Here is a 22451-nt window from a genome sequence, read left to right as displayed (position 1 = left end):
AAAAAACTGGAGGCTATTTCAAATGTATATTAACAGACGTTTTTATGAAAAATATGTATCTACCCGTGATGTAGAGTTGTTACATGAGTATTCACTAAAGGTTTTACAAGAAGTTGGGGTTTCATTTGCCAGTGAAGAGGCACTTGAGATTTTTAAAAAACATGGTGCCACTGTTGAAGGAAATATCGTAAAAATTAGTGAAGTGCTTTTAAACAAAGCGTTAGAAACAGCACCCAAATCATTCGCGGTAACGACCAACGCCGGCGAAACTCCAATTGGTGAGCGTTTCAAACCTAAAACAGTTGGCTGCTATGGTCCATCAAAATTCCTTTTTGAAGATGATACTTATAGAATGGCATTATTGCCAGATGTCGTTAAGTTTTTAAAACTGATGCACACCAGTGATGTTACCGACTTTGTCAATAATTCAGCCTACGACACGCCAGATTTAGATAAAACCGTAGATAATTTTTATTTGCCACAAGTGGCCTTGTGTTTAAAATATTCAGACAGACCAACTTACGGAAACGTTGCCAATAGTCTGAATGTTAAAAAACAGAGCTTAAAGGATGCCGCCAAAGAGATTGCCAACATGTATAAAGAGTTCTATGATATCTGGGATCGACCTGTATTATTAACCAATTGTTGTGCGCTTTCACCAATGGGTTATTCTTATGAGGTACTTGATAACATTATGGGTCTTGTTGAAGAAGGACAACCGGTTACAATCATCACTTGTTCAATGACGAATCTTACTGCTCCAGCTGCTTTGATGGGTTCGGTAATCCAGGACAATGCGACGATCCTTGCAGGCATCGTTTTGACACAGTTGATTAACCCTGGTGTTGGTGTTATTTACGGGACCGTCTCTTCACCAACTGACATGCGAAAAACTGCGATTGCCATCGGGTCGCCCGAAGCCCAATTGATTCAAATGGCAACTCTAGCTTTGGGTCGTTACTATGGGCTGCCGGTCAGAACCGGAGTCAGCGGTTCAGATTCACTCAAGCCTGATTATCAGGCGGGTGTTGAGACAATGACGACGTTAATGACTACATATCTGGGAAAATCCGACTTTGCCTTGAACAATGCTGGTATTCTTCAGTCTTATGCGGTCGGCAGTTATGAAAAATTTGTCCTTGATGAAGAAGTAAATCGGATCTTAATGCGATTAAACAAGGGGATTGACATCTCTGATACCAAGGCCAGTAAGGTCTTTGAAGAGATCAAGAAAGCCGGTCCGTTAGGAAATTATCTATCCGGCAGAACACCAAAGGAATACCGCGATGAGCATCATTTATCGGCAATTTTCAATAAAACTGCTGGTGATCCGACGCAGATATTTGAAGAAGTTGGTGATATCAGAGAACGTGCTTCCAAACAGGTTGAAGCGAGATTAGCTAGCTACAAAGCCCCTGATTTAACAAAAAAACAACAGGAAATTCTCAATCGTTACCTGCCGGAAAGTGAAAAATTCTAAGTAATAATTGTTCCTTGACCGATGGTTGAGAAACTTGGATCATGAACTGAATTTTTAAACAGAAAAGCGCATTGATGATAAATTTCAACGTGTTGATCGGGTAACATTCAAAAAAATAAGTGTCGGTTTAAATATAATGAAAATAAGAAAAGGAATGGTAAAAGATATGCTGGATTTAAAAGAATTAACGCAGGCTGTTGGAGATTTGGAAGAAGAAGTAGTGATGGATTTGTTGAACGAATTTGTTAAGTCAAATCCGACTGAACCAGAAGCACAGGAGGCCATTGCTGCCTGCCAGGCTGGCATGGCAATCGTTGGTGATCTGTTTGAAAAAGGAGAATATTTTGTTGGCGATCTTATTTTTGCCGGTGAGTTATTAACGGAATCAATCAATCTCTTAAAACCAGTTTTGGGCAGTGGTGAAACAGCGATTGCCGGAACCATTGTAATCGGGACCGTTCATGGTGATTTGCATGATATTGGCAAGAATATTTTTAAAAGTATGTCGGAGGCAGCCGGTTTTGAAGTGGTGGATCTGGGAATCGATGTGGCTCCAGAACTATTCGTTCAAACTGCAAAAGACAATAAAGGCTGTATTATTGGTATGAGTGGTGTCTTAACCCTGGCGATTGATTCGATGAAAGAGACCGTTGAAGCGATTAAAGCAGCAGGCATCGACGCAAAGATTATAATCGGCGGAAATCCTGTAACCAAAGAATCCTGTGAAATGGTTGGAGCCGATCAGTATACAACAAATGCTGCTGAAGGGGTTAAGATTTGTCAAGGTTGGGTGGCATAAATAACCCGATTAAGATAATAACGTATCATCATCGAATAATTCGGTAACGATAAAAATAAATCATCAAACAAGAAAATACATAGAAGATGAGTAGAGGTATACTTGTCTTCTATGTATAATTTAAGGAGACAAAGCATGATCATAATTGGAGAAAAAATAAACGGAACAATTCCGTCAGTTAAAGAGGCCATCGAAAGAAGAGATGCCGATTTTATAGCAAATCTGGCGATTAAGCAAACGGAGGCCGGTGCGAATTTTATCGATGTATGTGCTAGTACTGCACCGGAGTATGAAATTGAAACGTTGAAATGGTTGATGGAAGTGGTTCAGGATGCAACGGACACACCACTGGGCATCGACAGTCCCAATCCTAAGGTAATTGAAGCGGTCTTTAAGTATGCGAACAAACCCGGCCTGATCAACTCAATTTCAGAAGAAGGAGATAAATGCGAGGTTTTACTGCCTCTGTTAGAAGGGAATAGCTGGGAAGTTGTCGGCTTGACCTGTGATAACCATGGTATACCCAGTGATCTTGAAACGAAATTGAAAATCACAGAAATCATGGTTGAAAAGGCAGCAAAATTCGGAATTACACCAGATCGGATCCATATTGATCCCTGCGTAATGGCCTTGTCAACCGAGAATAACTCGATGTTAAACTTTGCCCAGGAAATTAAAAAAATTAAAGAACTATACCCGACTATTCATGTCACTGGTGCGATCAGCAATATGTCTTTTGGTTTGCCGGTACGATCGCTCCTGAATAAAACATGTATGGCCTTTGCCATTCAGGCAGGTATGGATTCAGCTGTGTTAGATCCACTAAACCGGGATATGATGGGGACAATAATTGCAACCTATGCACTACTTGGACAAGATAAGCATTGCCGAAAATATAGTAAAGCCTATCGGCAGGGACAGATTGGACCGGTCAAATAAACGTCTACAAGAATTCAGATAGCTTGACGTAGTTTCATTATCACATATCGATATTGAGAAATGAAACTATGACAAGCTATTTACAAAGAAAAAGATTGAACAACTGGCGTGAAGGATTCGAATGCGTTTTAAGATTCTGGTGAGAGGATAACATTATGGTATTTTATATTTCGCTTGTTTTTTTAGTCATATTCTTGTTGTTTGGATTCATGTTTCCCGACCGTTTATTAACATTTACCAATCTTTTGTTTGGGGGGATCACCAACAATCTGGGGTGGCTTTACCTGATCTCAGTTTTAGGAATATTGATTTTTTGTCTTTATCTGGCCTTCGGCAAATATGGTAATGTACGTTTAGGAAATGACCATGATCGACCAGAGTATTCGAACTTTTCCTGGTTTGCGATGTTATTCAGTGCCGGAATGGGGATTGGACTGGTGTTTTGGGGTGTTGCTGAACCTGTCTTTCATTATCTGCAGCCGCCTCTGGGGATTGAAGCAGAAACTACAGAATCAGCGACAATGGCATTTCAGTATGCCTTTTTGCATTGGGGTTTTCATCCCTGGGCAATTTACGCCATTGTCGGATTAGCCCTGGCTTACGCAACGTTTCGAAAAAAACAGCCTTGCTTGATCAGTTCTACATTACGGCCATTGCTTGGTGAAAAGGTGAAGGGGCCACTTGGCAAAATGGTCGATATTCTATCGCTAGTTTTAACGGTAATTGGTGTTTCAACGTCTTTGGGACTGGGTGCATTACAGGCAAATGCGGGGTTGGCGACACTTTTTGATATTCCCAATAATATTAATGTTCAAATCATTATCATAATTGTTATTAGCATCTTATTTTTAATTTCTTCATTGTCCGGGTTGGATCGGGGAATAAAAATACTAAGCAATACTAATATTGTACTTGCCGTGGTCTTGATGTTGTTTGTACTTTTTACTGGACCGACAGTTTTTATCATTAATACTTTTTTTGTCAGTTTAAGTGGCTATGTTCAAAATATTCTGACTATGAGTTTAGCGTTGACACCGTTTGAAAATGACCCATGGCTGGGGAACTGGACGATTTTTTATTGGGCCTGGTGGATGTCCTGGGGGCCTTTTGTGGGGACCTTCATTGCCCGAATTTCAAAAGGACGAACGGTTAGAGAATTTATTCTGGGGGTGATTATTCTTCCAGCTATTTTTTGTTGTGTCTGGTTTACTGTTTTTGGCGGAACGGCGTTGCATTTTGAAATCTTTGAGGGACTTCATGTTGCCGATGCGATTACCGAAGACGTTGCGGTGGGCCTATTTGTAACCTTGTCATACCTGCCTTTTGGTAAGGTTATCTCCTTTATGGCAACAGTTTTGATCATCACTTTTTTTGTGACCTCGGCCGATTCGGCAAACTTTGTCATCGCGATGTTCTCCCGAAATGGTGATTTAAATCCGGATAAAAAGATTAAAGTGATTTGGGGCGTGGTGTTATCTTCAATGGCCATTGTTTTACTTTTGAGCGGGGGATTGGTGGCGATCAGAAATGTTGCCATCATTATGGCACTGCCATTTGTATTGGTCATCATCATGATTTGTGTTTCAATCGATAAAGCGTTTAAGAATGAAAGCATCAATAAAGACAATTAAAAAAATGTAAACGAGGCAAATCGAAGAGCGTGGACTTGAGTAATGAAAGGAATGGTTGAAAAAATGAAAAGAGTTATGATAGGGTGTAGTGTTTTAAAAAAGGAAGTTGAAGCAATGCTTGAGTGTCCGGATATTGAATACCGCTGGTTAAAAGAGCACCTCCACAACACCCCGGATCTCCTCCATCTTGAAATACAAGCGGCCATTGATGCTGAAACAGATGCTGATATCATCTATCTCAGTTATGGACTGTGCGGAAAAGCGCTGGTTGATATTCAGGCGAAATCCTGTCCCGTGGTGATGCCCAGAGTCGATGACTGCATTGCCATGATTTTGTATGATCGATCCGATCTCGGCGGTTTACGCTGTTCATCTTACTTTGTGTCCCAGGGCTGGTTGTGGGGCGAAGATGGGATCGGTTATGAGCATGATCGGATGAAAGAAAAATATGGTGAAAAGCGGGCCTTGAGAATTGCCAGAGCGATGTTTAAAAATTACCAGTATCTTTTGTTTATCCGAACCGGGGTGGAAACAGCGGAAGATAAACAAAAATGTTTGACCATGGCTGAAAAATTAGGACTGAAGGTCAATGAAACTACCGGAAATATTCATATTCTGGATGAAATGATAAGTGACAGCAAGGATGATCGGTTTATCCGATTAGCACCAGGCGAAGTAATCGTTGAAGAGATGTTTTGGTCTGCCGATTAACAATTGGTCGGAACGGTAGTTTATTGACAACCTCACAAACCGTATTAGCTACGGTTTGTTTTATTTTATCGGCGAAAGATGTGTTTTAAATGAGTTGCTCAGGATGAAACACAGAAAAACTCCAAGTGATATCACCACAGACTGAGGTAATATTTAGAAAAGATAGAGACGGATAATTATCATGATGAAACGGTAAACAAATCGAGGTTATTATGATATAATCTTAAAATGTATCAAAACTGAGGGGATAGCAGGTGGCAGTGATCATGAAATTAACGCTTAGTATTTCGAAAAAGGAATGTGATCTTATCCACGAACAGTCGCTAAGACTATTACAAACCATGGGGATAACGATTTTTTCGAAAGAAGCACTGGAAGTTTTCAAAAAAGCGGGTGCCAGGGTGCAGGAGAATCAGGTTTTTATTGATGCCGATTTGGTAGAGGAAAGCCTTAAAATGGTGCCACATGCATTCCCGATTTATTCAAATGCTAAGCGTGTAGTGGTTGGAAAGGGTAAACTATGTTCATTGCCACCGTATGGAGGAACGTATGTTTCCAGAAATGAGTGCATCGCTTTAGGCACTCGCAACGATTACCTAAACTTCACAAAACTCAATCAGCTTAATGAATATATCAGTATGGCTTGTCCCTACACCTTAGAACCTTTCGATATTCCTTTAGAGCAACGAAATATTTATCGGATGGCGATGATTCTAAAATACTCTGATAAACCGAGTCTTTCCATTGTTGGCAGTAGGGAAGAGTCACGTAAATGTATTGAAATGGTCCGACGTTATTATGGAATCACCAACAAACCGGTAGTTCTTGGAAACGTGAATGTATCAGCACCAATGATTATGGGACTTTCTACCACCGAAGCAATCACTGTCCACTGTGAAGAAAACCAACCATTGATGATCGCCTGTGGCAGTGGTTTAAGCGGATTAACGGCACCCCCAACTCCTGGAGGCAATTTTCTGCTGGCAAACGCCGGAATTTTAGCCGGGATTGTGTTTGCGCAAATACAAAGCCCCGGACTGCCAATCATATATGGTCTGCCATTGTTTGGAGTTGATCCGTTCAAGGCCGAAACATCGGTTGGGAGTCCGGCAACCGCTCTATTTACCCTGGCAGCCAAAGGGATGGCTGAATATTATCAAATTCCGTTTCGGGCCGGCGGAACTTTCACGGACTCAAAATATTTGGATTATCAAAGCGGTTTTGAAAGTGGCATTAACCTGTTGTCTTGCCTGCTCGCTGAAGTCGATTGTTTAATGCATAGCTTTGGGATGGAGGATGCGCTTAAAACCATAAATTACAATAAATATGTTTTGGATGAATACATGTACCTGAGTCTTAAAGACTTTGTCAAGGGGATGGAAATTAATGATGTGACAATCATGACGGATGAAATTCTGAAAGTCGGATCAACTGGTAATTATATATCGTCACGGAATCTTAAACTAATCCGAAAGCAATATCCCAAACATGGTTTTGGAGAAGGAAAAACAAAAGCTGAAGTATTGAAAAAGACCGATGATGAAATAAACCGGCGTTTGAATAATTATGAATTTCCAGCTCCGACCAAAGATCAAATTAAAATATTAAGAGGTTATTTACCAGATGAATACATCGATTAAAAACACCGTCAATGTTTCTACCTTAGAAAGTATTGTGGAGGCAATGAAAAAAATTGAGGAAAAAAAAGTCCTCAAACTTGTTAATTATGCAATTCGTGAAGGCGCTGCTCAAGCACAGATCATTGAGGCGATTCAGCAGGGGTTGGATCAGATTGGCCATTTTTTTGAAGAAGGAAAATACGGGGTCACCGATTTAATGATGGCAGGCATTATTTTTGAAGAGGTTTTAAAGCTACCAAGCTTAAAGCTGATTAATGAGGAATCAGAAGAACCGATCGGCAGAATTCTGCTTTGTACCATTGAACGGGATTTGCATGATATTGGAAAATCGATTTTCAAGAGTGCGGCATTAATGTCAAATTTTGAAATAATCGATATGGGCATTAATGTTACAGCAGAGCAGATTTTAAATGAAACCATCAATCGTAAACCGGACATCATTGCAATCAGCTCGATTTTGGCGGAAGGGGTCCGATATATTAAAGAAGTGAATGAAAAACTTGTGACCGCTGGGATCAGGGACCAGGTTAAAATAATTGTCGGTGGACTTTCAACCCATCGTCAGGCGATCGAATATACGGGCGTGGATGCCTTTGCCAATGATGTCTATGAAGGTGTCAAACAATGCAAAATCTGGGTAAACGAAGGAGGAGAGGCTAATTAATCACAAATATGAAGATATTGCAGATAATATTAAATATAAAATTCAGAAGAATTTTTATTCGATTAATTCTTCGATCCCCCCGGAAAACACCCTGGCTGATGAGTATGGGGTCAGTCGTATCACCATTCGCAACGCAATTTCAAAGTTAATTGATGAAGGTTATATTTATTCAATCCCGGGAAAAGGAAATTTTGTTCTCGAAAAGAATAATGACAAGTATCTCATATCATTAAAAACGGACAAACTTTTGAAAAAACCATATCAACGGGTTGAACTTTTAGGATCAGAAATTATCAGACCAACCATTGATCTGGTTTACCACCTTAGAATAGCACCAGATGCCCGGGTTGTTTACATCCGCTGGGTGTTGCTTGATGACGAAAAACCGATTGCTTATGATATGCAGTACATTCCATATTTTCCAGGGATTACGGTTTGGAATGATAATTTTGAATATACCAGTTTCAGTGAAATACTGTCGCAAAAAAATAAGCTCTTTCAAATGCAGGGAAGAATGAATATTTCAGGTATTAATTGCGAAAGGGAAATTGCAGAGATATTAAAAATACCAGTAGGAACGCCAGTCATGCAGATCACACAAAAGATTCTGGATGATAATGAACCAATGGGTTACCGTCAGTTGTTTATTAAAAGAGAATGGTGCTGCATTCGGGGAACTTCTCACCGGGAATAAAGAATGAGGATTGTGAATAAAAGTGAAAATATACGAACGGATTGAGAATGATATTCTCTTAGATATTAAAAGTGGGTTACTTAAACCAAATGAAAAATTGCCGACAAATCAGGAGCTGGCAGAAAAGTATCAGACCAGCGGTGTAACGGTACGCAAAAGTCTAGCAGCACTTGTAAATAAAGGATACTTGGTTTCGATTGAGCGCGTGGGAACATTTGTTAAAGAGCGTGAAAAGGATCTTTTTTTAGTTAATTTTTCGCTGGAAGGTAATATCAATGAAGAAATAACGGATATCAAGACCGAAGATATTCTTATTTCTGTGACAAAAGTAAAGGGTGAGAAACGCGAATTAAAAACATTGGAAATCAGAAGAATGTATCTTTCTGATTCAATGCCGGTTGGCTATAGTATTGATGCATTGTTCTTAAAAGGTCGCTATCTTTCGGAAGGTATTGAAAAAAAAGCAGAAAAAAATATCGCCATCATGGATAAGATCTTAAATAGTTATGAAGTGAAAAAAACGATGGAAGTGACAATGGATTATCCCAATAAATACATTTCAAACCGGCTGTTAATTAACGATAATATGCCGATTTTTTGCATCAACATATATTTTTCAACAGTGGACGATTATCCCATCGGAAAAAGAACCATATATGTATTAGGGGAGAATATTACATTAAATGGAAAATCATTTTACAAATAAGGAAGTAGTTTCAAATGAATTATTTTATTAGTTATCTGGTTGCGGTGAACTTACTCGCCTTTATCTTTTTTTGGAACGACAAAAGACGTTCAAAAAAGGAGGTCTGGCGGATTCCAGAAAAAACCCTGATTGGCCTGTGTCTGATTGGCGGGTCGATTGGCGGCATTCTGGGAATGCAGGTTTTTCATCATAAGACAAAGCACGCTTTATTTGTCTGGGGAATTCCAGTTATTTTGATTCTTCAGATCGGGTTGGGGCTGTTATTCTTTTTTATAGTATTGAATTAGAAGAAACAGATAAAAATCGCTCAAAACAAAAAAAGTTTAGAACAGGCCTTGACAATACACTCAAAAGAGTGTATTCTATAGTGGTGTTCAAAATGACTTATGCGAGAGTGTTGGAACTGGCAGACAAGCACGTTTCAGAGGCGTGTGTCGCAAGGCGTACGGGTTCGACTCCCGTCTCTCGCACCATTTAGAATTTATGAAAACGGCATGAGATGGCCGTTTTTTTTATGCCCAAAATTAATATCCTCTCATGATGTCATTGATCCCGGCGATTCCGTGGTTCTTGTCATCGACTACGGTGGTCTGGGGACCTGCTGACGACGAGCATGCCACCGGCATCACTGAAATCAGACTGTACTGAGTTTGGAAAATAACTTCATCAAAAAAATTCGGAGAACTATTCTCTGGATTTTTTTGATGAATCGTTTATTTCAGCCTTTTCTTTATCTTTTTCAGGCAAATGATGTTATAATAACCAGGTGAGACTAACATCAATAAAATGAAAGAGGTTTTAATGAAGTTTCAGGAGATTTCAGATAAGCTGACACAATTTATAAATAGATACAATTACCTGACGGAGGACCGCAGTGCCAATGTGCTTTTTTTGCTGAAATGCATCGTTTTAAAATATCTGGCGGATAATCAGCGCATTGATTTTGAAGTCCATCAAAAGGATATCAAAAAGAACTTTACCCTGGATTATATCCTCGGGCTGTGGCAGGGAGCATCTCTGCGGTCGGCATTCTGGGAACAAGAGCAGATAGATCCCCAACCGATTGGCGATGAGATTTGGGATTGGGTCGGCGACCTGATCGCTGCCTCACCCTCATTAGCAGGTGAAAATCCAGGGCTGATTGGCAGCCTTTACGAAGCGAGTCTGCTGATCAATCACAAGAAAAACCACGGCATTTTTTATACCCCGGAAAACATTGCCGCTTATATGGCTTCTGATGTGCTGGGATCATTCCAGCCGGGGCACGATCAGCAGGATTTCCGGATTCTGGACCCGGCCTGCGGAAGTGGATCTCTATTAAACGCCGTTTATGATGAGATTGTTGCCCAAAGCGGCGCATTGAGTCCGGCGGAGAAAGAAGCACAGCATCGCCAGCTGCTGGAAAACTGCCTGCTGGGTGTGGACCGGGATCCCATTGCCTGTCTGGTGACCCGGCTGATCCTGACCTTAAAAGGAAGCAAATACGTTAAACCGCTGGGGGTTTTTTGCGGCGATATTCTTACTGAAGAATTAGTAACAACCCAGTCGGTGGATGTAGTAATCGGGAACCCGCCCTATGTAGGGCACAAAGAAATCCAGGCCGAGTATATGAAACTGCTCAAAAACCGCTATGCCGAGGTGTATCGGGACAAGGGTGATCTTTCCTATTGCTTTATCTACCGGGGTTGGGAGTTGTTGAAACCTGCGGGGCAATTAATCCATATCACCTCCCGCTATTTTATCGAGGCCTTCTACGGAAAACCCTTACGAGCCTTTATCAGAAAAGCTTTTGCGATCCAGGAAATTGTGGATTTCAACGGGCTGCGGGTTATTGAAGGGGTTGGGGTTGATCCGGCCATTATCCGGCTGGAGAAAAAGCAGGAGATTGATGATGCGCAAACTATTCGGATTAAGCGTTTCTTCATTAAAAACCATAAACCGGAAAGCTATCCCCAACTGATCCAATCACTGGAGCAAAATAATCAGCAAAGCGATCTTTATGAGTCGTTTGAATTGTTGCAGGCCCGGTTAAATGACGATTCCTGGCGGCTATATTCGCCAGTTACGCAGGGGATTATTGAAAAAATTGAGAAAAAAACACCATTTACCCTGGATAATGTTGTCCAGAGTTTTCAGGGTATTATTACCGGCAACGACAAGGCCTTTATCTTTGAACAGACTGATCCGGCACTTTGTGCCTTTGATCCGGTCTTGTTAAAACCTTGGATCAAAAATAAGGATGTCAAGGCCTACCAGGTAACCGAACCGCAAAAGAAAATCCTCTACACCAACAGGATCGGGACCGTTGATCAGTACCCTCAGGTGGCCGCTCATCTGGAAAACCACCAGGACAAGCTCAAAAACCGCCGGGAATGCAAAAGTGGCAAGCTGGCCTGGTATAAGCCTCAATGGGGCCGGGATCCGAAACATTTTGAAGGACGAAAAATCGTCTTCCCTTATAAGGCAACCCAAAACCGTTTTGCCATTGATGAAAATAAATGTTATTTCAGTGCGGATGTTTATGGACTGATCCTCAAACCCCGGCTTTACCATCAGGTCAATGAGGAGTTTCTGGTGATGCTATTAAACAGCCGGCTCTATAATTATTACTTTAAGTCCTACGGAAAAAAACTGGGGGACAAACTTTATGAGTACTATCCAAATACCCTGTTGCGGTTGGGAATACCGGACATAAAAGATGAAACGATTAAGTTTTTTAAAGCTTCTTATGATAGAATTGTAAACTTAAAGAAAAGTGGAAACACTGCCGAATCAGACCAGATTCTTGCTGAAATTGACCGGTGGTTCTATGATTTTTTTGAGTTAAGCCAGGCAGAAATAGTAGTGATAGAAACGAACCGGTGAAAAAAAATTGCGTGAGCTTCGCAACACCAGGATAGAACATTATCGTGAAAGGACATTATGCAGGAAAGTTTTTTTAATCAGAATTTTGAAGGCCAAATCGCGGATAATGCGCCCCTTGCGGTGAGAATGCGACCCCAGACCCTGGCAGAATTTGTCGGCCAGCAGCATATTATTGGTCGCGGGAAACTCTTGTATCGGCTGATTGAAGCCGATAAACTATCCTCGGTGGTGTTTTACGGACCGCCGGGTACCGGCAAGACCTCCTTGGCAAAGATTATTGCCAACCGTACCAATGCGGTGTTTTATGAGCTGAATGCGGTCACCTCGGGAAAAAAAGAAATCACCGAGGTGCTGGATAAGGCCAAAAACAATCTGGGGGTTTATAATAAAAAATCGATCCTCTTCATTGACGAGATCCATCGCTTCAATAAGGCTCAGCAGGATGCCCTGTTACCCAGTGTCGAAAAAGGGCTGGTGACCCTGATTGGGGCCACCACCGAAAACCCCTATTTTGAAATCAACTCACCGCTGCTGTCCCGCTCCACCATTTTTGAGTTTTACAATCTGACCCCAGACGATATCCGTCATGTGATCGAACGGGCCATCGAAGATCGGGATCGTGGCTATGGCGTGATGAAAATAAAATGCGATCAGGACGCCCTCGATCATTTTGCCGAGGTCGCTAACGGTGATGTCCGTCGGGCCTTGAACGCCCTGGAGCTGGGGATTCTGACGGTGGATAAAAACGCCGCCGGCGTCATTCATATCGATCTGGAAACGGCGCAGGAGTGTATCCAGCAGCGGGCTGTCCAATATGATAAAAATGGCGATAATCATTACGATACGATCTCCGCCTTTATCAAAAGTATCCGCGGTTCTGATCCCGATGCGGCGCTTTACTGGATGGCTAAAATGATCACCGCCGGGGAAGACCCCAAGTTTATTGCCCGCCGGATTGTCATCTCAGCTTCAGAGGACATCGGCAATGCCGAACCGCTGGCCTTAACCGTGGCAATGGCCGCTGCTGATGCGGTTCAGTTTATCGGCATGCCGGAAGCCCGGATTAATCTGGCCCAGGCGGTGGTTTTTCTGGCCTGTGCGCCTAAAAGCAATGCCTCCTATCTGGCGGTGGACGCTGCCATTGAGGCGGTCAAGCATGTCTCTAACAGCAATGTTCCGGCCCATTTGCAGGATACCCACTATTCCGGTAGCAAAAAACTGGGTCGCGGTATGACTTATCAGTACCCCCATAATTATCCCGGACACTATGTTAAACAGCAGTACCTTCCGGATGATCTGGTCGGCACTCATTTTTATGAACCGACAGAAATGGGTCATGAACGCAAGATGAAGGAATATCTCAAGAAAAATGGAATTATTGAATAAATACAAATAGAAAAGGAGCGACATTTGAAAAAAGAATTACAAGAACAACAGGAAAAAATGTTTAAACTGGAAGAAAATATCCACGGATTTATCTTGAATAAAGAAGAATTTGTGGATGAAATAGATGGCTTTGCGCGAACCTTTGTCCATGAAAAAACCGGGGCCCGATTACTATACATATCGGCCGACGATGATAATAAGGTTTTTTCAATTAGCTTTCGCACCCCGTCAACCGACAGCACCGGGGTGCCCCATATTCTGGAGCATTCGGTTTTATGCGGATCAAAAAAATATCCGGTCAAGGAACCTTTTGTGGAGTTGGCCAAAGGATCGCTAAACACCTTCCTGAATGCCATGACCTATCCCGATAAAACAATGTACCCGATTGCCAGCACCAACGCCAAAGATTTTATGAATTTGATGGATGTTTATCTGGATGCGGTTTTTTATCCCAATATTTATGAAAATCCCTATACCTTCCAGCAGGAAGGCTGGCACTATCACATTGAAAATGTGGATGATCCGATTATCTACAATGGGGTAGTTTATAATGAAATGAAGGGCGCCTTCTCCAATCCGGAGGAATTGCTGCAAAATAAAATTTTTGAATCCCTTTATCCCCAGTCCTGCTACCGGTTTGAATCTGGCGGAGATCCTGATGTGATTCCGGAACTGACCTATGAGGATTTTCTGGGCTTCCATAAAAAATATTACCATCCCTCCAACAGCTATATTTATCTCTATGGCGATGGCGATGTCCGGGCGCACTTAAAGTATCTTAATGATGAATACCTCAATGCCTTTGAAAAACAGGCGGTTGACAGTGAGATCATGGCCCAGCCACTGCTTAAAACCCGTGCTGAAATACGGACATCTTATGGGGTCTCCAAGGAAGAATCACTGGAAAATAAAGCCTATCTGGCTCTGAATGTGGTGTTGGGTGATAAATTAACCTATGAAGATGCCCTGGCCTTTGATATTCTTGCCCATATTATCTTAAATAATAATTCGTCGCCGTTAAAAGAGGCCTTGCTGGATCTGAAAATAGCTGAAGAGGTTAGTTATCATTATAGCAGTTCGCTCAGACAACCCTATTTTTCAATTGTCCTTAAAAATACCGAGGAAAAGCATCGCGACTTATTTGTCAACACGGTGGAGTCGGTGCTGAATAAGCTGGCAAACGAGGGGCTTGATCCGTTGAGCGTTGAAGCGGGCATCAATATCCATGAATTTTCCCACATTGAAGGGGAATACGGTTCCTATCCCAAAGGCTTGATTTATGGGATTGAAATGATGGATGACTGGCTCTATGGCGACGACCCGATCGCCTATCTTAAATATAAAGCAGCCTTTAAAAAATTCAAGGACAGCTGGAAAGACGGCTACTTTGAAAAACTGCTTAAACGGATGCTGATTGACAATACCCACCAGACCCTGGTGACCATTGTGCCGGATAACACGCTGCAGGAAAAAGCCGATCAGGCGTTAGCGGAAAAACTGGCGGCTTTTAAAGCCGGTCTGACCCCGGAAGAACTCCAGGCGCTGGTTGACGAAACCCAAACCCTGATTGAAAAACAAAATGAAGAAGATGCCCCGGAAGATCTGGAAAAAATTCCCAAACTGTCGCTGGCAGATATCAGCCGCACTGGCCGAACCTACCCGATGGAAGTTGCCGAAGTATTGGACACTAAGATGCTGTTTCACCCCGGTTTTACCGGCGGGATTTCCTATTTAAAACTATATTTTGATTACAGTGATCTGCCCCAGGAAGACTTGAAATACTTGTCGCTATTGTGTAAACTGCTGGGTAGTCTCAGTACCAAAACCATGGATTTCCGACGACTGAGTCAGGAAATTGAAATTCATACTGGCGGCCTGTCCTTTGGGATTGAATCTTATGATGAGGTCCATCAGTTTGGGGATTTCACCTCCAATTGTTATGTCAAGGGTAAAGCAGTTGCGGAAAATATCCCGACCCTGATTAGTATTATGACCGATGTGATTACCAAGACCCGCTATCAGGAAAAAAACCTGATTCACGATATGATCCGGGAAATCAAGACCCATAAAGAGACCCAGTTTTTAACTGCCGGCCATGTGGTCGGTGTGCAACGGCTGCAGTCCTACTATTCTCAGTCGGCCCGGCTGTTTGAAGAATTTGGCGGTATTGAGTTTTATCGCTTTATTGCGGATCTGGAAGCTAACTTTGATGAAAAATTTGAAGACCTGGCCGACAAGCTGGTTAGCATTGCCGAATTAGTTTTTACCACAAAAAAACCAATTATCAGCATCACCGGTACCGAAGAAATCCGGGATCAGACTTTGGTAGCCCTGAGCCCTTATGTGTCGGGACTGACTTCGAAAAAACAGCAGAAAAATGTTTTTGCCTTTGAGACCGAAATTGCTAATGAAGGATTTTTAACGGCAGCCAAGATTCAATATGTTTCCCAGGGTTATAATATCAGAGCTTTAGGCTACGAATATGCCGGTTCTCAACTAGTTTTAAAAGGTATTTTGTCGATGGATTATCTCTGGAACCGAGTAAGGGTTCAGGGCGGTGCCTATGGTGCCTTTATGAGCATCGGACGGGGCGGCGACCTGTATTTCGGATCGTATCGGGATCCCAAATTGAAAAAGACCTTCGAAGCCTATCATGGTGTCATTGATTATATTAATCAGCTGAAGCTCTCCCAACGAGAACTGGAAAAGTATATTATCGGAACCATCAGTAGCAAGGATGTGCCATTGAGTGCCTCGGTGAAGGGCGAAATCGCAGACAATTTCTATTTCAGTGGCGTAACTGTCGAAGATCTGCAAAAAGAACGGGAAGAAATTCTGGAAACCACCGTTGAACAATTAAAAAGCTATGCAAAAATGATTGCGGCAGTACTGGCCAAGAATGCCATCTGCGTTTTAGGCAGCGAAGAAGCCATCAATGAAGAAAAAGAATTGTTTAATGTGACCCGCTATATCAAATAAAAGTTTTGAGGGGAGAGGGGATATGAAAAGAAAAATAGGATTATTACTGATACTGAGCCTGGTCTTTTGCACATCTGGGGTTCTGGCGGCGGGCTTACCCGCCTATGGTGCTGATGAGGGCGTGATTATTTATGAAGTGAATAGTGGCGATATTCTTTTTGCCCAAAAGCAGAATGAAAAATTCTATCCAGCCAGCACCACTAAGCTGATGACCGCGCTGGTCGCCATAGAGAACGGCGATCTCAATGAGAACTTTACTGTGGGTGATGAGATTGAGAGTATCGGTGAGGACAGCAGTACCGCCGGTCTTGAAGCAGAAGAGGTACTGTCCCTTAACGAACTGCTTTATGCTTTGCTGCTGCCATCCGGAAATGATGCGGCGGAAACCATTGCCGTGAATATCGGACGAAAAATTGCCGGAGACAGCTCAATCAGTTCAGATAAAGCTTATGAAACTTTTATTGCAGCCATGAATAAAAAAGCCAAAGAAATGGGGATGAACGGTACTAATTTTACCAATCCTCATGGATTGCATAACGATAATCACTATTCGACTCCGGCAGACATGCTGATTCTAGCCAAAACCGCCTTTTCCGATGTGACGATCAAGGCAATTACCCGGGGCAAGGTTCACGAGGTTCAAACCAACAAAACCAAACACAAGTGGAATAATTCCAACCTTTTGCTTTATGCCAATTTTAATGAATTATCAGAAGAATACCGGGTTGCAAATAATCTTTCGGGAACCAATTCGGTTTTTAACGGTTATGCGACCAGCGGAAAAACCGGCTATACTGAGGAGGCAAATAAGTGTCTTGTTTTTGAAGGTGAAGGCAACGACAAGGATATGATTGGCATCATCTTCAATGCCGATGAGACGGCGATTTTCAGCGAAGCCAGCAATACCATCAACGCGGTTGTCAAAGAATATGAATTACTGGAATGGTTGGATCCTGAAGATGAAGACCAGGTAGTGCAGGTGGTCAACTATCATGTATTTGATGGCAATAAACTCAAGTACAAGACCAATGAGGCGCTGATTACCGCAGTGCCTCAGGCCAATCGGGATAGCTACACAAGCAAGGTGAAATGGGATGATACCAAGGTCAAGGGCGATGCGACCCTGGCAAATCTGGAAAAGGATCTTAAAGCAGGTGAACAGATTGGCGAACTGCAGGTCTATAATGGCGAAACCATGGTGGAGGCTACGCCGCTGTACGCAGTCAATGATATGAAAGCCAGAAACTGGACTGATTATCCGATTCTGTACTGGTATGTGACGATCATTGTAATTTTGATGCTGCTGGCGATTTTGCGGATTATGTTTGTTCAGTTTATGCACAATAACAATATCAAGTATAAAAAGATTAAGATTAAGAAAAAAACAACCCCAAAAACAACCCCAAAACAACCTCAAAAACCAACCCAGCGAACTAATAAGAGGAGATAGACGATTTATGGATTTAAATCCACATGAGATGTGATTGTTTAATGACCATCACATCTCATGTTTTTTCTTGACAGAGTATAATAATTAAGTTTATAATTAATTACAGTATTTAAAGCATTGAAGTGCAGAATACGAATCAATTTTAAGATACGAAAATGATGCCATGAAGGTATTTCCAGAGTTGAAACTTGGAGGTGTTCTTCGTGTTTTTTTTGTATAGTTTTTTAAACTTTGAGGAGGTTTTATTATGCACATGGCAGATGCTTTAGTTTCTCCGGCAGTCGGAGGAATCATGCTTGCGGCTAGCGCCGGAGCAATCGCCTATTCGGCGTATAAATGTAAAGACGATTTAGACGAAAAGAAAATCCCGTTAATGGGAGTTATGGGAGCCGTTATTTTTGCCGGACAGATGATTAATTTCACCATTCCGGGAACCGGTTCCAGTGGACACATAGGCGGGGGGATTTTACTGGCTGCCTTGTTGGGGCCGTTTCCCGCTTTTTTAACTATTACTGCAGTATTATTGATTCAGGCATTATTTTTTGCCGACGGCGGGCTTCTTGCTCTGGGCGCAAATATCTGGAATATGGGTTTTTATGCCTGTTTATTGGTTTACCCTTTTGTGTTTAAACCGATTGTAAAAAAAGGAATGACGTCGACCCGGATATCGGTAGCCGCTGTGGTTTCGGTTATTTTAGCTTTGACCCTGGGAGCCATTTCGGTGGTGATTCAAACCCTGGCTTCAGGTATTACTGAATTGCCAATGGCAACCTTCATGGGCATGATGGTTCCGATTCATCTGGCCATTGGTCTGGTTGAAGGAATTGTCACCGGGGGAATTTTAGTCTTTGTTTACAAAATGCGACCAGAATTGCTGGAATCAACCATGGATAACAAGAAATTACCGAAAAACCTGTCTATTCAAAAGGTGCTGGGGATATTACTGGTATTTGCCATTGTTGTTGGTGGTGGTTTGTCACTTTTTGCATCAGCGAATCCAGATGGGTTGGAATGGGCCATGGAAAATGTGGCCGGAACAGCCGAACTGGAAGCAGATGGTGATATCTATAGCAGTGTTGGTAGTATTCAGGAAAGTACTGCATTTCTGCCAGATTACAGCTTTAAATCAACGGATGGCGAAGGCTCTGTGGCCGGAACCAGTGTGTCCGGTATTGTTGGAGCAGGCATTACCCTGTTGCTGGCAGGTGGTACGGGTTATCTGATTTATGCCGTCAAACGAAGAAAAGAAAAAGCAGCTTAACTGGTTCGATAATAATTGATATAGTAAGTTTTATATGTTAACATTAATACTAGTTTTTTAAATAACCTCTGTTTAATAACAGAGGTTATTAATATTTAACTGAAAGGTAAACTCAATGTCAACAATAACAGAATCACTGAATACGATCAATTCCCTGGAGGAAATGGCCGAGGGCAATACGATCATCCATCGCCTGCATCCGATGGTCAAACTGATTACCACGATGCTTTACCTGGTGCTGGTAATTTCGTTTAACCCCTATAATATTACTGGACTGATGGTGTTTGCTTTCTATCCGATAATTTTAATGGCACTGGCTGAGATTCCTTATAAACCCTTGCTGAAACGGCTTTTGGTGGCCTTGCCGTTTTCTTTTTTTGCGGGGTTATCGAATATCATTTTTAATCAGCAACTGGCCCTGATGATTGGGCCGATGCCCGTCAGTTATGGCATTATCTCTTTTATATCAATTATGGTTAAAACCATTTTTACGGTTATGGCAGTGCTGATCCTGATTGCCACAACTTCGTTGCCAAAGATTTCTTATCAGCTGTTAGCCATCAAAATACCTAAAATTATTGTGGAGCAAATCATGCTGACCTACCGCTACATTTCGGTGTTGCTGGAACAAGTCTCTAATATGTATACCGCCTATATTTTAAGAGCCCCGGCTTCTAAGGGGATCAAAATGAAGGATATGGGTATCTTTGTCGGGCAGTTGTTATTAAAAAGTTTTGATCGGGCCGAGAACATTTATGTGGCCATGAAATGTCGGGGATACGACGGTAATTATCTGTATGCCAAACCCAGCCCGATCCATAAAGGCGATTGGGTGTATTTGGTTTTAGTAGCTGGTATTTTGTGTTTGATGCGATTTTTTGATCTGAGCCTGTTTATTGGCAGTTTTTTATAATGAGGAGTTCTAATGCTAGAAATTGAAAAGTTAAACTATGCTTATCCCGACGGTCATCAGGCTATCCGGGATATCAATCTAAAAATTAAAGAGGGCGAAAGCATTGCCCTGGTGGGAGCTAATGGAGCGGGAAAATCCAGCTTGTTTAAGCTGATTATCGGTATTTCTGATATTAAAGAAGGGTCAATTAAAGTTGAAGATCTGCCAGTCGAAAAAAAAACACTGAAGGATATTCGCCGAAAAGTCGGGATGGTTTTTCAGAACCCCGATGATCAGCTGTTTATGACAAAGGTTTATGATGACATTGCCTTTGGGCCACGAAATGAATTGCTGGATGAACATGTTGTCGAAGAGCGTGTGGTTAACGCCCTGGAGCAGTTGGGCATCACCCATCTCCGGGATCGGATGCCCCATCGCTTATCTGGCGGCGAAAAACGGGTTATTGCGATTGCCTCGGTGCTGGCCATGAATCCCCGAGTTATTTTGTTTGACGAACCGACCTCATTTCTGGATCCTCAGGCCAGAAGGAATGTAATTAATACCCTGGATTCCCTGAAGATGACCAAAATTATTGCCACCCATGATCTGGATATGGCCCTGGATATCTGTGACCGGGTGATTATTTTACACCATGGCAGCGTGTTTGCTGATGGCACGGTTAAAGACATTTTGCTGGATGAAGAGCTCTTATCCCAATGTCACCTGGAGCTACCCCTGTGCATGCAAAAACCCCGGATCCGATAATATGTAACTGCCGTACTGACCAATTGTTTAGCGATGGTTGGTACAAAGCTGTCCTAAAGCTTGACTTGTTCAGGCTTTTTTTACGTTTACCCCAAGTTTGAGAATCATCTGCAGGGAAAACAGAAAAATTCATGAATTTGTTTTAAGAATCGCCCGGGGAATTGGTTTCCTAATTGAAATTTTAAATTTTATAAGATATAATTAATTCAATGTTTGGGAGGACAAGCGATGACAAAAAAAGATTATTCAAATATCGGCAATGATATCAAGGATATTGTTCAAGATGCCTTGAATTCGGCGGAGTTTAAAGAGCTGAATAAAAACATCTCAGAGACAGTCGCCCGGGCCATGGATGAAGTCAAACGAAGTGGTCATTATTGGCAGGAGCAGCAACGACAGCAGCGGGAAAACAACCAGGAAACCAGAAAGCAGGCAGCCAATACCAGAAAGACCCAGGAAAAAATGAACAAACCTCAGCCAAAGGAAATGGTTGCCCGAAACAATTATCAGACTGCCTACAGTTCCGTCAAAAAGCAGCCAAATAACATGATTTCGAAATCACCCCAAGGTCGAATCTCCGGCATGCTATTGATGATATTTGGAAACATCGGCATTGGTGTTTCACTGCTGTTGCTGCTTATTTTTTCGTCAGTATTTGGTTTTGCATTTACCAGTATGCCGCTGATGGGTATCAGTGCCGGGATTCTGCTGCCTATTTTTACGATTAGCGCCTTGATGTCAGCCAAGGGGTCGAACCTGCGGGGACGGGTGAAACGGTTTCGTCAGTACGCCAGTCGTCTGAAAGGACGGGAATTCTGTAAAATCACCGAATTATCGGATCCCATCGGTCGTAGCAGGAAGTTTGTGGTGAAAGATCTGCGCAAGATGATCAGTCTGGGGATGTTCCCGGAGGGGCGTTTTGATGAACAGGAAGAATATCTGCTGATCAGCAATGAAGCCTATGAAAACCATTTAAAACTTAAAGAAGGCAAGAAACTTCAGGAAGAAAGAGCCCGAATGGAGCAGGAGGTGCTGGATCAAAAAAGGAGACTGGAAGCTGAAAATCCTGAAATGAAGACGGTTCATGAGGTGATTGCTGAAGGGCAGGACATCATCCGTCAAATCAATGAAGCCAATGTCGCCATTGAAGGAGAGGTTTTTTCCCAGAAATTAGATCGATTGGAAAAGGTGATTACCAAGATCTTTGAATTTATTGAAGAGAACCCGGGGGGCTTGCCGGAAATACGGAAATTCATGGGTTATTATCTGCCCACCACCTTAAAACTGGTCTCTGTCTACCGGGATTTAGATGCGGAGCCTATTCAGGGTGGTAATATCCTGGCAACCAAAAAAGAAATTGAAGATACTCTAGATACGATTAGCCATGCCTTTGAAAATCTGCTGGACAGTTTTTATGAAGACACTGCTATGGATGTTTCTACAGATATTTCAGTGCTTAACACGATGCTGGCCCAGGAAGGCTTAACCCAAAGAGACTTTAAAAAATAAGCTACTAATACAGTAAAAGCAAACCATGACTTTTTTATTCATGGCAGTTTTGAAATGCTCAACTTAACTAAGACGAGGAG

18 protein-coding genes, 1 tRNA gene and 1 pseudogene are annotated in these 22451 nt (G+C 42.2%); all 20 read left to right on the top strand.

Annotated features, from left to right (window positions below; all coding sequences use genetic code 11):
* On the top strand, positions 1–1480 hold a 1480-nt coding region (locus tag ACEW8F_RS05855; protein WP_373482535.1), incomplete at its 5' end, for a trimethylamine methyltransferase family protein.
* 166 nt (positions 1481–1646) lie between these two features.
* Entirely contained in the window at positions 1647–2279 is a 633-nt protein-coding gene (locus tag ACEW8F_RS05850) for a B12-binding domain-containing protein (RefSeq protein ID WP_373482537.1), read from the top strand.
* Positions 2280–2414: 135 nt separating this feature from the next.
* Positions 2415–3218 (top strand): methyltetrahydrofolate cobalamin methyltransferase, encoded by an 804-nt coding sequence (locus ACEW8F_RS05845; RefSeq protein ID WP_373482534.1) that lies wholly within the window; start codon positions 2415–2417, stop codon positions 3216–3218.
* 155 nt (positions 3219–3373) lie between these two features.
* Positions 3374–4849, top strand: a complete 1476-nt coding sequence (locus ACEW8F_RS05840; protein ID WP_373482533.1) for a BCCT family transporter — start codon at positions 3374–3376, stop codon at positions 4847–4849.
* A 63-nt stretch (positions 4850–4912) separates the two neighbouring features.
* Positions 4913–5560, top strand: coding sequence for a DUF1638 domain-containing protein (locus ACEW8F_RS05835; RefSeq protein ID WP_373482532.1), 648 nt, complete (start codon positions 4913–4915; stop codon positions 5558–5560).
* 266 nt (positions 5561–5826) lie between these two features.
* Positions 5827–7200 carry a trimethylamine methyltransferase family protein gene (locus ACEW8F_RS05830; RefSeq protein WP_373482531.1) on the top strand — a complete coding sequence of 458 codons (1374 nt, stop codon included), beginning with the start codon at positions 5827–5829 and terminating at the stop codon, positions 7198–7200.
* Positions 7184–7864: a B12-binding domain-containing protein gene (locus tag ACEW8F_RS05825; protein WP_373482530.1), complete on the top strand. Its 681-nt coding sequence runs from the start codon at positions 7184–7186 to the stop codon at positions 7862–7864. The genes ACEW8F_RS05830 and ACEW8F_RS05825 overlap by 17 nt, the downstream gene beginning before the upstream one ends.
* Positions 7860–8048: pseudogene (locus ACEW8F_RS05820) on the top strand (winged helix-turn-helix domain-containing protein); the annotation flags it as partial. The gene ACEW8F_RS05825 and the pseudogene ACEW8F_RS05820, both read left to right, overlap by 5 nt.
* Before the next feature lie 63 nt (positions 8049–8111).
* Positions 8112–8558 carry a UTRA domain-containing protein gene (locus tag ACEW8F_RS05815; protein WP_026394459.1) on the top strand — a complete coding sequence of 149 codons (447 nt, stop codon included), beginning with the start codon at positions 8112–8114 and terminating at the stop codon, positions 8556–8558.
* A gap of 22 nt (positions 8559–8580) precedes the next feature.
* The gene (locus ACEW8F_RS05810; protein ID WP_373482529.1) at positions 8581–9264 is read left to right on the top strand and encodes a GntR family transcriptional regulator; all 684 of its coding nucleotides are present in this window, start codon (positions 8581–8583) and stop codon (positions 9262–9264) included.
* Positions 9265–9278: 14 nt separating this feature from the next.
* Complete coding sequence (locus ACEW8F_RS05805; RefSeq protein WP_373482528.1) at positions 9279–9551, top strand: DUF1294 domain-containing protein; 273 nt, start codon at positions 9279–9281, stop codon at positions 9549–9551.
* A 101-nt stretch (positions 9552–9652) separates the two neighbouring features.
* A tRNA-Leu gene (locus tag ACEW8F_RS05800) sits at positions 9653–9737 on the top strand.
* A 328-nt stretch (positions 9738–10065) separates the two neighbouring features.
* On the top strand, positions 10066–12129 hold the full coding sequence (locus tag ACEW8F_RS05795; RefSeq protein ID WP_373482527.1) for an Eco57I restriction-modification methylase domain-containing protein: 2064 nt from the start codon (positions 10066–10068) through the stop codon (positions 12127–12129).
* A 57-nt stretch (positions 12130–12186) separates the two neighbouring features.
* Positions 12187–13515, top strand: a complete 1329-nt coding sequence (locus tag ACEW8F_RS05790) for a replication-associated recombination protein A (protein ID WP_373482526.1) — start codon at positions 12187–12189, stop codon at positions 13513–13515.
* Positions 13516–13539: 24 nt separating this feature from the next.
* Complete coding sequence (locus ACEW8F_RS05785) at positions 13540–16494, top strand: insulinase family protein (RefSeq protein WP_373482525.1); 2955 nt, start codon at positions 13540–13542, stop codon at positions 16492–16494.
* A gap of 22 nt (positions 16495–16516) precedes the next feature.
* Complete coding sequence (locus ACEW8F_RS05780) at positions 16517–17944, top strand: D-alanyl-D-alanine carboxypeptidase family protein (protein WP_373482524.1); 1428 nt, start codon at positions 16517–16519, stop codon at positions 17942–17944.
* A 247-nt stretch (positions 17945–18191) separates the two neighbouring features.
* Entirely contained in the window at positions 18192–19205 is a 1014-nt protein-coding gene (locus ACEW8F_RS05775; protein WP_373482523.1) for an energy-coupling factor ABC transporter permease, read from the top strand.
* Positions 19206–19320: 115 nt separating this feature from the next.
* Entirely contained in the window at positions 19321–20118 is a 798-nt protein-coding gene (cbiQ, locus tag ACEW8F_RS05770; RefSeq protein WP_373482522.1) for a cobalt ECF transporter T component CbiQ, read from the top strand.
* 12 nt (positions 20119–20130) lie between these two features.
* Positions 20131–20862, top strand: a complete 732-nt coding sequence (locus tag ACEW8F_RS05765) for an energy-coupling factor ABC transporter ATP-binding protein (protein ID WP_373482521.1) — start codon at positions 20131–20133, stop codon at positions 20860–20862.
* Between the two features lie 228 nt (positions 20863–21090).
* On the top strand, positions 21091–22371 hold the full coding sequence (locus tag ACEW8F_RS05760; protein WP_373482520.1) for a 5-bromo-4-chloroindolyl phosphate hydrolysis family protein: 1281 nt from the start codon (positions 21091–21093) through the stop codon (positions 22369–22371).
* Positions 22372–22451 lie beyond the last annotated feature (80 nt).

It is taken from the genome of Acetobacterium sp., from assembly GCF_041752335.1.
In the GTDB taxonomy this organism is placed as follows: domain Bacteria; phylum Bacillota; class Clostridia; order Eubacteriales; family Eubacteriaceae; genus Acetobacterium.
The sequence above is the reverse complement of the archived record's forward strand: the minus strand, read 5'-3'. Positions and strand labels throughout refer to the sequence as shown.